The following is a 12905-nucleotide window of genomic DNA, read 5'->3' as shown; positions in this document are numbered from 1 at the left end:
GTCCTTGATTTACTTGACGGCGCCCATGGTGATGCCGCGCACGAGATGGCGCTCGACCAGAAGGAAGCCGAGGAGAACAGGCAGGATGGTGATCGTCGAGGCGGCCATGACCAGCGGCCAGTCGACCAGGCCTTCGCCCGGATTGATGCGATAGAGCCGGGCGAGTCCGATCTGAAGCGTGTAGAGATCCTGGTCGCCCACGGCAACCAGAGGCCAGATATAGCTGTTCCACTCGGTCATGAAGATATAGAGGGCCATCGACGCGATTGCCGGGCGAGACAGCGGCACGATGATACGCCACAGAACCCTTAGGGGTGTTGCTCCGTCCATATACGCCGCCTCATCCAGCGACCGCGGAATGCCGCGGATATACTGCCGCAGGAAGAAGGCCGCGAAGCCGTTGGAGATGGCGGGCAAGATCAGGCCTGCGTAGGTGTCCAGCAGCCCAACCTTTGCCAGTGAAAGATAGTTGGGAATGAGGCTGATGTGGCTGGGGATCATCAGCGTCGCGACCGTTGCCCCGAACAAGAAGTTGCTTCCCCGGAACGAGTAGCGGGCAAAGGCGTAAGCTGCCATCGTGGCAAACGTAATGCCAAGCAATGTCACCAGCCCGGAGACGATCAGGCTGTTCACGAGATAGCGGGCGAAATTATACTGTCCCACTGCGCGCCCGTAATTGTCGAGCGTGAAGCCCACCTCGCCCGCGTAATAGGCATTTGCCGTCTGGAACGAGATCCAGATCGAATAGAGGACGGGCGAAAGGAAGACGATTCCGGCCACAAGCGCCAGGCTTGCGAGCAAAGGGCTTTCAGGCTTCATAGTGCACCTTCCTGCCGATGATGCGCGATTTGAGGATTGCGAGCGCGACAAGCAGGACGAACAGCATGACGGCGAGGGCCGAACCGCGTCCGATATCGAACAGGACGAAGCCGATCTCGTAGAGCAGATTGACCAGCATGTCGGTTGCGCCGGCGGGACCACCGCGCGTCATCACATTGACGATCGTGAATACTTGGAAAGCCTCGATCACCGAGATCACGAGAAGGAAATAGGTCGCCGGCATGACAAGTGGCAACGTTACTCGCCGGAAGACGTGCAGACGACGGCAACCATCGATGGAGGCAGCATCGTAAAGCTCCTGCGGTATGGCCTGCAGGCCAGCGATATAGATGACGATGTCGTATCCGAGTTGCTTCCACGTGTTGACGAAGATCAGGACCCAGAGCGCCAGATGGGGATCCTGCAGCCATTGCACCTTGCCGAGACCAAGCATGCCGAGAATTGCGTTGACCATGCCGTAATCGGTCGAAAACACCCAGGAAAAGACAACTGCGATCGATACAGTCGACGTTACCGAGGGCAGGAAGAGGGCGCCTCGCAGGAGACGTGAATGCACCGATTCACGGATCAGGTAGTTGGCAATGACGAGGGCGAGGCCAAGCCGCAAGGGCACGGACAGGATGGCGAAGAGCGTCGTCACCCATAGCGAGTTCCAGAGTTCCCGAGACGACAGCAACTGCTCGTAATTGCGTAGGCCGACGAATGGCATGTCGGGCGACAGGAAATTCCACTCGCGAAAGCTCAGGTTGAGGCTTGCCAGGATCGGAATGTAGGTGAAGACCGTGATGAAGATCATCAACGGTGCGACAAAGAGATAGGGCGTGAGTTTACGGAGCATAGCCATGAAATGCACCGGCGGCAGGAAAACGCTTCCCGTCCGCCGATGCCCTTGCAAGAGGTTCAGTTGCTGACGCGTTTTTCTTCGGCGCGCGTCTGCTCGGCGAAATCTTTCATCGTCTCGTCGACCTTTTGCTGGCCGAGCGCCATGGCCTGCCACATCTTGTATTCTGTGGTGCGCATCCAGGTGACGACGGTCGTCCGTGCACGGCCATGAGCATTTGGCAGGGAGTCGATTGCCACATCGATCCCCGGTTGCGTCGCTAGCGCCTCCTTGGCAACGGGAAGGCCGCCGCTTTTCTTGTTGATCGGCAGGTAGCCGGTTGCAGCAAACCAGATCGCGTTGGCTTCCGGCGACGCGGCATAACTGACGAACTTGTAGGCCGCGTCCTGCACTTCCTTCGAGGAAGTAGCCATGATGCCGATGCCGGCGCCACCGATCGGAACAGAGCAGGCCTTGTTGCAGGGCATCGCACGGACCACGAGATTATCGCCGATCGCTTTCTTGGCTTCGCCGTAATTGCCGGTCGAATTGAACATGATGCCGACCTTCCTGGCGAGGAAGGCATCGCGACCGTTGTCTTCGTCGGTTACGCCATCCGGCGAGGCGACCTTGTTGTCGTGAACCAGTGATGCCATCCATTGATAGGCTTCGATCGTGTTTGGCTTGTCGAGCATGATCTCGCCTGACTTCGGGTCGACCAGCTCGCTGTCGTTGGCCATGACCAGGCCCCAGCGGGCAAACTGGCCGGGTGCCGCAATGCCGGAGATCCCTTCAGAGCCGAGTTTTTCACTGATGGTCTTCGTCGCGGTCAGGATTTCGTCGAAGGTCTTGAGCGGCGTGTCCGCAGAAAGGCCGGCGCGCTCGAAGATGTCTTTGTTGAAATAGAGGACGGGCGTCGAAGAGTTGAAAGGCACGATATAGTTCTTGCCGCTGATGACGCCGACTTCCTGTGCGTATTCGTAGAGGTCCGCCTTGAGCGGATCGGCGTCGAAATAGGGCGTCAGGTCCGTCAGGATATTGTTGTTGGCGAATAGCCCGTAACGGGTGACCTCCAGAATGACCGCGTCAGGTGCGCGACGCGCCGGGATCGCGGCCTGCAGCTTTGCGATGATGTCGTTGTAGTTGCCGATGAACTCGGCCTCAACATCGATGTCCGGATTGGCGGCTTCAAAATTCTGGACGATCTTGTCCAGCGCCTGGCCGCTGGATTTATTGAAGCTGTGCCAGAACTTCACCGTCGTCGCAGCTTCGGCCACGCCGACGCTGGCAAAGAGAGCGACAATGCTGACTGCGATTGTGCTGTGTAATTTCCGTGACATCCGCATCTCCTTTGCAAATGAAATTGCAGTGAGGATGAGTTAGCAATCATGAGCGACGGTTTCTTAAAGCGCGCATGAATGTTTGATGACGGTTACGGGAAGACTAGGCATGACGCTGATAAGCTTTCGAACGTAACCAAATGCTCAGACCGCACCCAAATCCAGCCTCTCACTCAATGTAGGCAGGTCGGGATAGCTGCTCCGGGTGATTGAAGCTCCTCACCATAGGATGGCGTTCGGCCACTGACTGAACGATACGAGCGTCATGGCGCCGCTTGGGGACATCCAGCACAGGCCGCTGGTTCATCAGGCTGGTCCGCAACCAATTTTTTAGTGAAATGCGGTATCTTGTCACACGGCGCTGGTTGACGTACTCCAAACCCGCAAAACCTAGGCCGATTAACAATATCGTTCGATGGTGCTGTGCGTCAGCGCCATGGACCTCATGACGTTGGGACTGTGATGACGCTTTACTTGGATTACCTGGCTGAGATCAAAAGCAGAGAAAATCAGGGACTTGCTCCCAAGCCGATCGACGACGGCGGGCTGACTGGTGAAATCATCACATTGATTCAGGATGCCGGTAACGAGCACCGAACGGATGCCGTGAAATTCTTCATCTATAATACCCTGCCGGGCACAACCAGCGCCGCAGGCGTCAAGGCGGCTTTTCTGAAGCAGATCATCCTCGGCGAAACGGTCGTCCCTGAAATCACTCCCGAATTCGCTCTTGAACTGCTGTCGCATATGAAGGGCGGCCCTTCGGTCGAAGTGCTGCTCGACATCGCGCTCGGCGATGACGCGGCGATCGCCGGCAAGGCCGGTGACGTGCTGAAGACCCAGGTTTTCCTCTATGACGCCGACATGTTTCGGTTGCGCGATGCCTTCAAGGCAGGAAATGCGATCGCGAAAGGCGTTCTTGAAAGCTACGCCAAGGCCGAGTTCTTCACCAAACTTCCGGATGTCGAGGACGAGATCAAGGTCGTGACCTTCATCGCCGCGGAAGGCGACATCTCGACCGACCTTCTGTCTCCTGGCAATCAGGCGCATTCGCGTTCCGACCGCCAGTTGCACGGCCAGTGCATGATCACGCCGGAGGCGCAGGCGGAGATCGTCGCGCTTCAAAAACAGCATCCCGACAAGCGGGTCATGATGATCGCCGAGAAGGGCACGATGGGCGTCGGCTCGTCGCGCATGTCCGGCGTCAACAACGTCGCTCTGTGGACCGGCAAGCAGGCCAGCCCCTATGTGCCTTTCGTCAATTTTGCACCGGTCGTCGCAGGCACCAACGGCATCTCGCCGATCTTTGCGACCACTGTCGACGTGACCGGCGGTATCGGCATCAACCTGAAGAACTGGGTCAAGAAGACCGGTGAAGACGGCAAGCCGATTCTCAACAATGACGGCAACCCGGTGCTTGAGCAGAAATATTCGGTCGAAACCGGAACCGTGCTGAAGATCGATGCCAAGAACAAGAAGCTCTGTGCCGAGAACGGCGAGGAACTGGTCGATGTCGCGGCCGCGTTCACGCCCCAGAAGATGGAGTTCATGAAGGCCGGCAGCTCCTATGCCATCGTTTTCGGCAAGAAGCTCCAGACCTTTGCTGCACAGACGCTGGGTGTTGAGGCGACCCCGGTCTTCGCCCCGAACAAGGAGATTTCGGTCGAAGAGCAGGGGCTGACCGCGGTCGAAAAAATCTTCAACCGCAACGCTGTCGGCGTGACCCCGGGCAAGGTTCTGCACGCGGGGTCCGACGTTCGCGTCAAGGTGAACATCGTCGGTTCGCAGGATACGACCGGCCTGATGACGGCGCAGGAACTGGAAGCGATGGCGGCAACCGTCATTTCGCCGCTGGTTGACGGCGCCTATCAGTCGGGCTGCCACACGGCATCCGTTTGGGACAAGAAGGCCCAGGCGAATATTCCGAAGCTCATGTCCTTCATGAACAATTTCGGCGTCATCACTGCGCGTGACCCGAAGGGCGTCTATCACTCCATGACGGACGTGATCCACAAGGTGCTGAACGACATCACCGTGGATGACTGGGCGATCATCATCGGCGGCGACAGCCATACCCGCATGTCCAAGGGCGTTGCATTTGGTGCCGACTCCGGCACCGTGGCCCTGGCACTTGCTACCGGCGAAGCGACCATGCCAATCCCGCAGTCGGTCAAGGTCACCTTCAAGGGCACGATGCAGCCCTATATGGATTTCCGCGACGTGGTACATGCCACCCAAGCGCAGATGCTCAAGCAGCACGGGGACAATGTCTTCCAGGGCCGCATCATTGAAGTCCATATCGGCACGCTGCTCGCCGACCAGGCCTTCACCTTCACCGATTGGACGGCCGAAATGAAGGCCAAGGCGTCGATCTGTATTTCCGAGGACGAGACGCTGATCGAGTCCCTGGAGATCGCCAAGTCGCGCATCCAGATAATGATCGACAAGGGCATGGACAATACCGCCCAGACGCTGAAGGGTCTGATCGCCAAGGCGGATGAGCGCATTGCCGAGATCCGCTCGGGTGAAAAGCCGGCGCTGACCCCGGACGCCAACGCGAAATACTTCGCCGAAGTCGTCGTCGATCTGGACGTCATCAACGAGCCGATGATCGCCGACCCCGACGTGAACAATGTCGATGTATCCAGGCGCTACACCCACGACACGATCCGTCCGGTCTCTTACTATGGCGGGACCAAGAGGGTGGATCTCGGCTTCATCGGTTCATGCATGGTTCACAAGGGCGATATGAAGATCGTAGCCCAGATGTTGAAGAACATCGAGAAAACCGCGGGCAAGGTCGAGTTCAAGGCGCCGCTCGTTGTCGCTGCCCCGACCTACAACATCATCGACGAACTGAAGGCCGAAGGGGATTGGGAAATCCTGCAGAAATATTCGGGCTTTGAATTCGATGACCTGAAGCCGAAGACCTCCAACCGCACCGAGTACGAGAACATCCTCTATCTTGAGCGCCCAGGCTGCAACCTGTGCATGGGTAACCAGGAAAAGGCGGAGAAGGGGGACACGGTTCTCGCTACTTCCACCCGTCTGTTCCAGGGGCGTGTCGTTGAAGATACAGCAGAAAAGAAGGGCGAATCGTTACTGGCATCGACTCCGGTCGTGGTGCTGTCGGCAATTCTTGGTCGCACGCCAACCATCGAAGAATACAGGTCTGCCGTCGGCGGAATAGACCTGACAAAGTTCGCTCCGCCGAAGGCGACGCCGATCGATTCCTTGTCTGTCCATTATTGAGGCCGCAGCCTGGTGGGATTTGTCCCGCCAGCCACGCCTTAGGGGGGTGGAAAAATAACGTGGTTTCATTTCGCCGGGGCGTGCCCCGGCGAAATGAACGGAGCACTCTGAAGCTTTCGCAACGCCGCTGGTCTGCGCGCGGAGATGCTAGGGCAGCCAGATCATGGCTGACCGGGATGTTTTGCATCTTGCGGAAGATTTGCGCGCCGACACTATCCTAAGTGGCGCTGTCTTCGGATTTGCCCTTTGAACAGATCGCTATGCCATCGCCCTCTACGGATACGAAGGCAAGGCCACCTTCCTCGAGCGCCCTTCGCAACTGAGCTTCCGTCGAGCGGTGAGCCTCGTGTCGAGCGCCTTCGTAATCCTTGATCGTGCTGCGTGAAACGCCCGAACGATCAGCGAGATCGCATTGTGTCCAATCTAGAAAGCCACGGCCTGCGCGACATAGCGCCGGGGTCAAAATCTTTGTCTGATCTGCTTGACCCATAATTCTAAATCACCCATATTGGTCGACATCAATCATATATGGTACTTTCTGTCAGTTGGCTAGTGGGAGCTTTCAGGCGGCGGATAACAAGGGCCATATCAAGAGAAGGGACGGGACATTGGGATAACGCTGGCGCCGGACTTTCTGCTTCTTCTGCTGGCCCTGCCGTTTATTGGAAGTATCCTGTCTGCCTTCCTGCTGAGCACGGCCTCCACCGCGTTGCCTTCGCGCCTCGCATCGGTCGTTGCCGGCGGTTGCTTTGTAATCGCCGTCCTGGCCTATCCGCAGGTCGTCGATGGCAATGTCCTGCGCTATCAGGTTGAGTGGATACCTCAGCTCGGTCTCAATTTCGCATTGCGGCTGGACGGATTCGCGTGGATGTTCTGCGTGCTGATCACCGGCATCGGCTTCCTCGTCACCGTCTATGCGCGCTATTACATGTCCGAGGACGATCCGGTTCCGCGGTTCTTCTCCTTTTTTCTTGCATTCATGGGGGCGATGCTCGGCATCGTGCTGTCGGGCAATGTCATCCTCCTTTCAGTCTTCTGGGAGCTGACAAGTATCTCGTCCTTCCTGCTGATCAGCTACTGGCATAATTCGGCGGCCGCCCGCGACGGCGCCCGCATGGCGCTGACGATCACCGGGATCGGCGGCTTCTGCCTGCTTATCGGTCTGCTGCTCATCGGCAATATCGTCGGCAGCTATGATCTCGACAAGATTCTGGCGTCGGGCGATCTCATTCGTGGCCATTCGCTCTATCTGCCGGCACTCATCTTCGTGCTGCTCGGAGCGCTGACCAAGAGCGCCCAATTCCCCTTTCACTTCTGGCTGCCGAATGCGATGGCTGCGCCCACGCCCGTATCGGCATTCCTGCACTCGGCAACGATGGTGAAAGCGGGTGTCTTCCTGCTCGCGCGGTTTTCGCCGGCCCTGTCGGGAACCTACGAATGGTTCTTTATTCTCGGCGCAGCCGGTATCCTCACCTTGCTGATCGGTGCCTATTTCGCTATCTTCCAGCAGGATCTGAAGGGACTGCTCGCCTATTCGACGATCAGCCATCTCGGCCTGATCACGACGCTGCTCAGCCTCGGCAGCCCGCTCGCAACGGTCGCGGCCATCTTCCACATGCTCAATCACGCGACCTTCAAGGCGTCGCTATTCATGGCGGCTGGCATCATCGATCATGAGACCGGCACGCGCGATATGCGGCGATTGAGCGGGCTGTTCCGCTATATGCCGATCACCGCCACGCTTGCCATGGTTGCGAGCGCTGCGATGGCTGGCGTGCCGCTGCTTAACGGCTTCCTGTCGAAGGAGATGTTCTTCGCGGAAGCTGTCGAAACTCATGCGGACTCTATTCTCGACCGCATACTCCCCTATGTCGCGACGCTTGCCGGGGCTTTCAGCGTCGCCTATTCGCTGCGCTTCATACACACGGTCTTCTTTGGCCGCTCGCCAACGAACCTGCCTAAGGATACCCCGCACGAGCCGCCACACTGGATGCGTTTTCCGATCGAGCTGCTGGTGGTGATCTGCTTGATCGTCGGTATCGCGCCGGCGATGTCGGTCGGGCCGTTTCTTAACACGGCTGTCGTCAGCGTACTCGGTGCCGATACTCCCGAATACAGCCTCTCGATCTGGCACGGCTTTAATCTGCCGCTGATCATGAGCCTTGTCGCGCTTGTGGCAGGGGCGCTGCTCTATGTGGCGCTGCGTCATTATCTCGCGACCTGCGAGGATGGCCCGCCGGTTCTCCGCCGCTTGAGAGGGCAGCGCATCTTCGAGCGCATCCTTGTTGAGGTTTCATGGCGCTGGGCGCGCCTTGCCGAGCAGCGGATCGGGACGCGCAAGCTGCAGCCGCAGCTTCGCTGGGTGGTTTTCACCGGTTTCGTCGCCGGGATGCTGCCGCTTTGGCTTTCCGGCTTCGAGCCGCGCTCTTTCGTCTTTTCCGGCGTGGACAAGGCATTCGCCGGCCTCTGGCTGATCGGCATTTGCCTGGCGATCGGAACCGCCTATCTGGCAAAATATCACCGTCTCGCCGCTCTCATCATGCTCGGCGGCATCGGCCTGATCGTATGTGTCACTTTCGTGTGGCTGTCCGCGCCGGATCTCGCGATTACCCAGCTTCTTGTCGAGATCGTCACAACGGTGCTGATCCTGCTCGGGTTGCGCTGGCTGCCGAAACGCACCGAGCAGATGGACGAAGCCGTGACGCTGCGCGCCCGCTTCCGTCGTTTCCGCGACCTTCTGCTTGCGGTCGTCTGTGGCGTCGGGATGACCTTCATCTCCTATGCGGTTATGACCATGCCGGTTCCCGACGCGATCGCCAATTATTTCCTGGAAAATGCCTATTCCGAGGGAGGTGGCCGCAACGTCGTCAACGTCATTCTCGTCGATTTTCGCGGTTTCGACACACTGGGAGAGATCGCCGTCCTCGGCGTCGTGGCGCTGACGGTTTATGCTCTGCTGAGACGTTTCCGTCCGGCACCCGACAGCATGGATATGCCTGAGCAGCAACGCATCCAGAATCGTTTCGACGAAGAGCATGCTGACCGCGCCGCAGGCGATACGGCGCGCGATTACCTGCTGATCCCCTCGGTGATCATGCAATGGATGTTCCCGGTCATCATTACATTCGCGGTCTACATCTTCATGCGCGGCCACGACATGCCGGGCGGTGGCTTCTCTGCCGGTCTGACGCTGTCGATCGCATTCCTGCTGCAATATCTTGCGGGCGGCACGCGATGGGCGGAGGACCGCATCCGCATCCTGCCATTGTGGTGGATGGGGATCGGCCTTCTCGCCGCGGCCTCGACGGGCGTCGGCGCCTGGTTCTTCGGATATCCGTTCCTGACCTCGCATTTTCAGTATCTTCCGATCCCGCTGATCGGCAAGGTGCCGGCGGCGACGGCATTGCTCTTCGACCTCGGCGTCTTCCTGCTGGTCGTCGGCTCGACGGTTCTGATCCTTGTCGCGCTTGCCCACCAATCGATCCGTATCAATCGCCTTCGCACTATCGAAGCCGAAAAGGGGAGGGACGACTAATGGAAATCATCCTTTCCATCGCGATCGGCGTGATGACGAGCTGCGGCGTCTGGCTTATTCTGCGCCCCCGCACCTATCAGGTCATTATCGGTCTTTCGATGCTGTCCTATGCGGTGAACCTGTTCATTTTCGGCGTTGGCGGGGTCAAGACCAACGTGCCGCCGATCCTGTCGGACGACGCGGTGGCATCAAGGCTCGCCGATCCCGTGCCTCAGGCGCTGGTGCTGACGGCGATCGTTATCGGCTTTGCCACGACGGCGCTTTTCCTGGTTGTCCTTCTCGCCTCCCGCGGGTTGACGGGCACCGACCATGTCGACGGACGGGGCGAAAAGCGATGACGGCCTGGTCGCATCACCTGATTATTGCACCGATCCTGATCCCGCTCGTTGCGGCGGCGATACTGCTGTTCATCGAAGAGCGCCAGCGCGTTGCCAAGGCCATGGTCGGCCTCGTCTCGGTACTTCTCCTGCTTGCCGTTGCAATCGTCCTGTTCGGCATCGAGAGCGGCCCGAACGACTATGAGGGCGTCTATCTTCTCGGCAACTGGTCGGCCCCCTTCGGCATCGTACTCGTCTTGGACGGGCTCTCCGCCCTAATGCTGCTTCTGACCGCGATCCTCGCGGTCGCGGCGCTCGTCTATTCGCTGGCCCGCTGGCACGCGATGGGCGCGCATTTCCACTCTATGTTCCAGCTCCTCCTGATGGGCGTCAACGGTGCGTTTCTGACGGGCGACCTGTTCAATCTCTTCGTTTTCTTCGAGGTCATGCTCGCGGCCTCCTACGGTCTGCTGCTGCACGGATCGGGCCCACTTCGTGTGAAGGCGGGCATGCATTACATCGCCGTTAACCTTGCCGCCGCGCTCCTCTTCCTGATCGGCGTCAGCCTGATCTACGGCACGGCCGGCACGCTCAATATGGCCGATCTCGCGGCCCGAATTCCGGACATCGAACCGGATCGGCGTATGCTGATGGAGGCAGGTGCCGGTGTCTTGGGTATCGCTTTCCTCATCAAGGCCGGTATGTGGCCGCTCTGCTTCTGGCTTCCCACGGCCTACAGCGCGGCATCCGCGCCGGTCGCGGGCATCTTTGCCATCCTCAGCAAGCTCGGCATCTACGTCATCCTGCGGCTGACGATGCTGCTGTTCGACAGCGGTCCGTCCGCGGGCTTCGGATCGACTTTCCTGCTCTATGGCGGGCTTGCGACGCTCATCTTCGGCACGATCGGCGTGCTCGCGTCGCAGGCGCTTGGCAGGCTTGCCGGGTTCTCGGTGCTTGTCTCGTCCGGCACGTTGCTCATGGTGCTCGGCATCAACGACGGCGCCGTGTCGTCGGGGGCTCTCCTCTATCTCGTCAGCTCGACGCTGACGATCAGCGCCTTCTTCATGCTGATCGAACTCGTCGAGCGCAGCCAGGATGCCGGTGCCAACGTTCTGGCAGTGACGATGGAAGCCTATGGCGATGCCGATGACGAAGAGCCGGAAGAAAGCGACGGGGTGACCATGCCCGGCACGATGGCAATCCTCGGCACCTGTTTTGCCATGTGCGCAATTCTGCTCTCCGGCCTGCCGCCGCTTTCCGGCTTCATTGCAAAGTTCGCCATGCTGTCGGCCATGATGGGGACGGGCGCCATAGGCGTGCCCCCGACGATTGCTGTCTGGACCCTTATCATTCTGGTCATTCTGTCGGGTGTTGCATCGCTGATTTCGATGACCCGCGCCGGTATCCGGACTTTCTGGACCTCGCTCGAGGGAACCGTTCCGCGTGTTCTCGTCATCGAGATCGTGCCGGTCATGATGCTTCTGGCGCTCACCCTGGCGCTGACAATCCAGGCGAACTCGGCCATACAGTATATGGACACGACGATCCGTACACTGAGCAACCCTAGCCTTTATATCGACGCCGTCAGGGATGCGGTGGTTATCCCGGGCGTGGATAGCGGTCTGGAAGTGGAGGGTCACTGATGCTGCCTTATCCCCTCCTGACCATTTCTCTGACACTGATGTGGCTGCTTCTGAACGGCTTTACGCTCGGTCACCTGATCCTCGGCGCTTTGGTCGCGGTATTCGCTTCCTGGGCCATGGCATCGCTGCGACCAGACAAGCCGAAGCTTAGGAAATGGCATCTGCTACCCAAGCTCTTTTTCATCGTTCTCTTCGATATCATACGTTCGAATATCGCGGTGGCGTGGTTGATCCTGCGCGGGCGCTCGAAGAACGGCCGCCCCGGCTTTCTGACCATTCCTCTGGAAATCGAGGATAGGACGGCACTTGCGGTTCTAGCCGTGGTGCTGACCAGCACTCCGGGATCGGCTTGGCTGGAATACGATTCCTATGACCGCACGATCCTCATGCACGTGCTCGACGTCGCGGATGAGGCCGCGTGGATCGACACGATCAAGAACCGCTATGAAAAGTTGCTGATGGAGATATTCGCATGAGTGCCGTCATCATCTATACCGCCGTGGCTATCGCCCAGCTCATGCTCGTGGTCGCCATGGCTCTTGCGTCCATACGCATGTTCCGCGGCCCGAGGGCGCAAGACCGTATCATCGGCCTCGATACGCTCTACATCAATGCCATGTTGTTGCTGGTCACTTTCGGGATAGGGACCGGGCGGGTCATCTATTTCGAGGCGGCCCTGGTGATCGGCATGCTCGGTTTCGTCGCGACAGTGGCTCTTGCAAAGTTTCTCATGCGCGGAGAAGTCATCGAATGATCCAGCCGGCTGCAGATATTCCGCTTATCGCCGCCATCGCGGTTGCATTCTTCCTTGTTGTAGGTTCGGCGCTGGCTCTCATCGGGGCCATCGGCTTTGTTCGGCTCCCAACTTTCTACGAGCGCCTCCACGCGCCAACGCTCGGCACGAGCTGGGGCATTGGCGGTGTGATGGTGGCCTCGATGATCTATTTCTCGGTGGCTTCATCAAGGCTCGTCATCCACGAAATCCTGATCGGCATCTTCGTCACGCTGACGACACCCATCACTTTCATGCTTCTTGCACGTGCTGCACTCCATCGCGATCGCGCGGCTGGAAGCCACAACGTGCCGGCCAAGCGCGCAAGTGAGGCTGAAGAACGGCCATCGGCATAACGCTCCTGCGATCTGCCATGCAGACCTGTA

Annotated in this window: 10 protein-coding genes; 7 read left to right on the top strand and 3 right to left on the bottom strand. The window is 58.9% G+C overall.

Annotation, left to right across the window (positions count from 1 at the left end):
* Nucleotides 1-9: 9 nt before the first annotated feature.
* The 3 genes from BM216_RS01125 to BM216_RS01115 all read right to left on the bottom strand — a co-directional run bounded on the left by BM216_RS01125 (nucleotide 10) and on the right by BM216_RS01115 (nucleotide 3000).
* The gene (locus tag BM216_RS01125) at nucleotides 10-819 is read right to left on the bottom strand and encodes a carbohydrate ABC transporter permease (protein WP_092993643.1); all 810 of its coding nucleotides are present in this window, start codon (nucleotides 817-819) and stop codon (nucleotides 10-12) included.
* Nucleotides 809-1678: a carbohydrate ABC transporter permease gene (locus tag BM216_RS01120; RefSeq protein ID WP_092993640.1), complete on the bottom strand. Its 870-nt coding sequence runs from the start codon at nucleotides 1676-1678 to the stop codon at nucleotides 809-811. Before BM216_RS01120 ends, BM216_RS01125 begins: the two co-directional genes overlap by 11 nt.
* Nucleotides 1679-1740: 62 nt before the next feature.
* The gene (locus BM216_RS01115) at nucleotides 1741-3000 is read right to left on the bottom strand and encodes an ABC transporter substrate-binding protein (RefSeq protein ID WP_092993637.1); all 1260 of its coding nucleotides are present in this window, start codon (nucleotides 2998-3000) and stop codon (nucleotides 1741-1743) included.
* A gap of 462 nt (nucleotides 3001-3462) precedes the next feature.
* Between BM216_RS01115 and BM216_RS01110 the strand changes: the two genes are divergently transcribed.
* The 7 genes from BM216_RS01110 to mnhG all read left to right on the top strand — a co-directional run bounded on the left by BM216_RS01110 (nucleotide 3463) and on the right by mnhG (nucleotide 12875).
* The gene (locus tag BM216_RS01110; RefSeq protein WP_092993634.1) at nucleotides 3463-6252 is read left to right on the top strand and encodes a bifunctional aconitate hydratase 2/2-methylisocitrate dehydratase; all 2790 of its coding nucleotides are present in this window, start codon (nucleotides 3463-3465) and stop codon (nucleotides 6250-6252) included.
* A gap of 613 nt (nucleotides 6253-6865) precedes the next feature.
* Nucleotides 6866-9787 carry a monovalent cation/H+ antiporter subunit A gene (locus tag BM216_RS01100; protein WP_092993628.1) on the top strand — a complete coding sequence of 974 codons (2922 nt, stop codon included), beginning with the start codon at nucleotides 6866-6868 and terminating at the stop codon, nucleotides 9785-9787.
* Nucleotides 9787-10125 carry a Na+/H+ antiporter subunit C gene (locus BM216_RS01095; RefSeq protein WP_092993625.1) on the top strand — a complete coding sequence of 113 codons (339 nt, stop codon included), beginning with the start codon at nucleotides 9787-9789 and terminating at the stop codon, nucleotides 10123-10125. Before BM216_RS01100 ends, BM216_RS01095 begins: the two co-directional genes overlap by 1 nt.
* Nucleotides 10122-11747 (top strand): monovalent cation/H+ antiporter subunit D, encoded by a 1626-nt coding sequence (locus BM216_RS01090; RefSeq protein ID WP_092993622.1) that lies wholly within the window; start codon nucleotides 10122-10124, stop codon nucleotides 11745-11747. Before BM216_RS01095 ends, BM216_RS01090 begins: the two co-directional genes overlap by 4 nt.
* A complete protein-coding gene (locus BM216_RS01085; protein ID WP_092993619.1) occupies nucleotides 11747-12223 on the top strand; it encodes a Na+/H+ antiporter subunit E in 477 nt (158 codons plus the stop codon). The genes BM216_RS01090 and BM216_RS01085 overlap by 1 nt, the downstream gene beginning before the upstream one ends.
* Complete coding sequence (locus tag BM216_RS01080; RefSeq protein ID WP_092993616.1) at nucleotides 12220-12501, top strand: K+/H+ antiporter subunit F; 282 nt, start codon at nucleotides 12220-12222, stop codon at nucleotides 12499-12501. Before BM216_RS01085 ends, BM216_RS01080 begins: the two co-directional genes overlap by 4 nt.
* A complete protein-coding gene (mnhG, locus tag BM216_RS01075) occupies nucleotides 12498-12875 on the top strand; it encodes a monovalent cation/H(+) antiporter subunit G (protein ID WP_092993613.1) in 378 nt (125 codons plus the stop codon). Before BM216_RS01080 ends, mnhG begins: the two co-directional genes overlap by 4 nt.
* Nucleotides 12876-12905: the final 30 nt, after the last annotated feature.

This window comes from Rhizobium sp. NFR07 (genome assembly GCF_900111905.1).
In the GTDB taxonomy this organism is placed as follows: Bacteria; Pseudomonadota; Alphaproteobacteria; order Rhizobiales; family Rhizobiaceae; genus Neorhizobium.
The sequence above is the reverse complement of the archived record's forward strand: the minus strand, read 5'-3'. Positions and strand labels throughout refer to the sequence as shown.

Bases quoted from the DNA above. Each gene is read 5' to 3' on its own strand.
- BM216_RS01085 (WP_092993619.1), top strand. From the start codon at position 11,747: ATGCTGCCTTATCCCCTCCTGACCATTTCTCTGACACTGATGTGGCTG.
- BM216_RS01110 (WP_092993634.1), top strand. From the start codon at position 3,463: ATGACGCTTTACTTGGATTACCTGGCTGAGATCAAAAGCAGAGAAAAT.
- BM216_RS01095 (WP_092993625.1), top strand. From the start codon at position 9,787: ATGGAAATCATCCTTTCCATCGCGATCGGCGTGATGACGAGCTGCGGC.
- BM216_RS01120 (WP_092993640.1), bottom strand. From the start codon at position 1,678: ATGCTCCGTAAACTCACGCCCTATCTCTTTGTCGCACCGTTGATGATC.
- mnhG (WP_092993613.1), top strand. From the start codon at position 12,498: ATGATCCAGCCGGCTGCAGATATTCCGCTTATCGCCGCCATCGCGGTT.
- BM216_RS01080 (WP_092993616.1), top strand. From the start codon at position 12,220: ATGAGTGCCGTCATCATCTATACCGCCGTGGCTATCGCCCAGCTCATG.
- BM216_RS01090 (WP_092993622.1), top strand. From the start codon at position 10,122: ATGACGGCCTGGTCGCATCACCTGATTATTGCACCGATCCTGATCCCG.
- BM216_RS01125 (WP_092993643.1), bottom strand. From the start codon at position 819: ATGAAGCCTGAAAGCCCTTTGCTCGCAAGCCTGGCGCTTGTGGCCGGA.
- BM216_RS01115 (WP_092993637.1), bottom strand. From the start codon at position 3,000: ATGTCACGGAAATTACACAGCACAATCGCAGTCAGCATTGTCGCTCTC.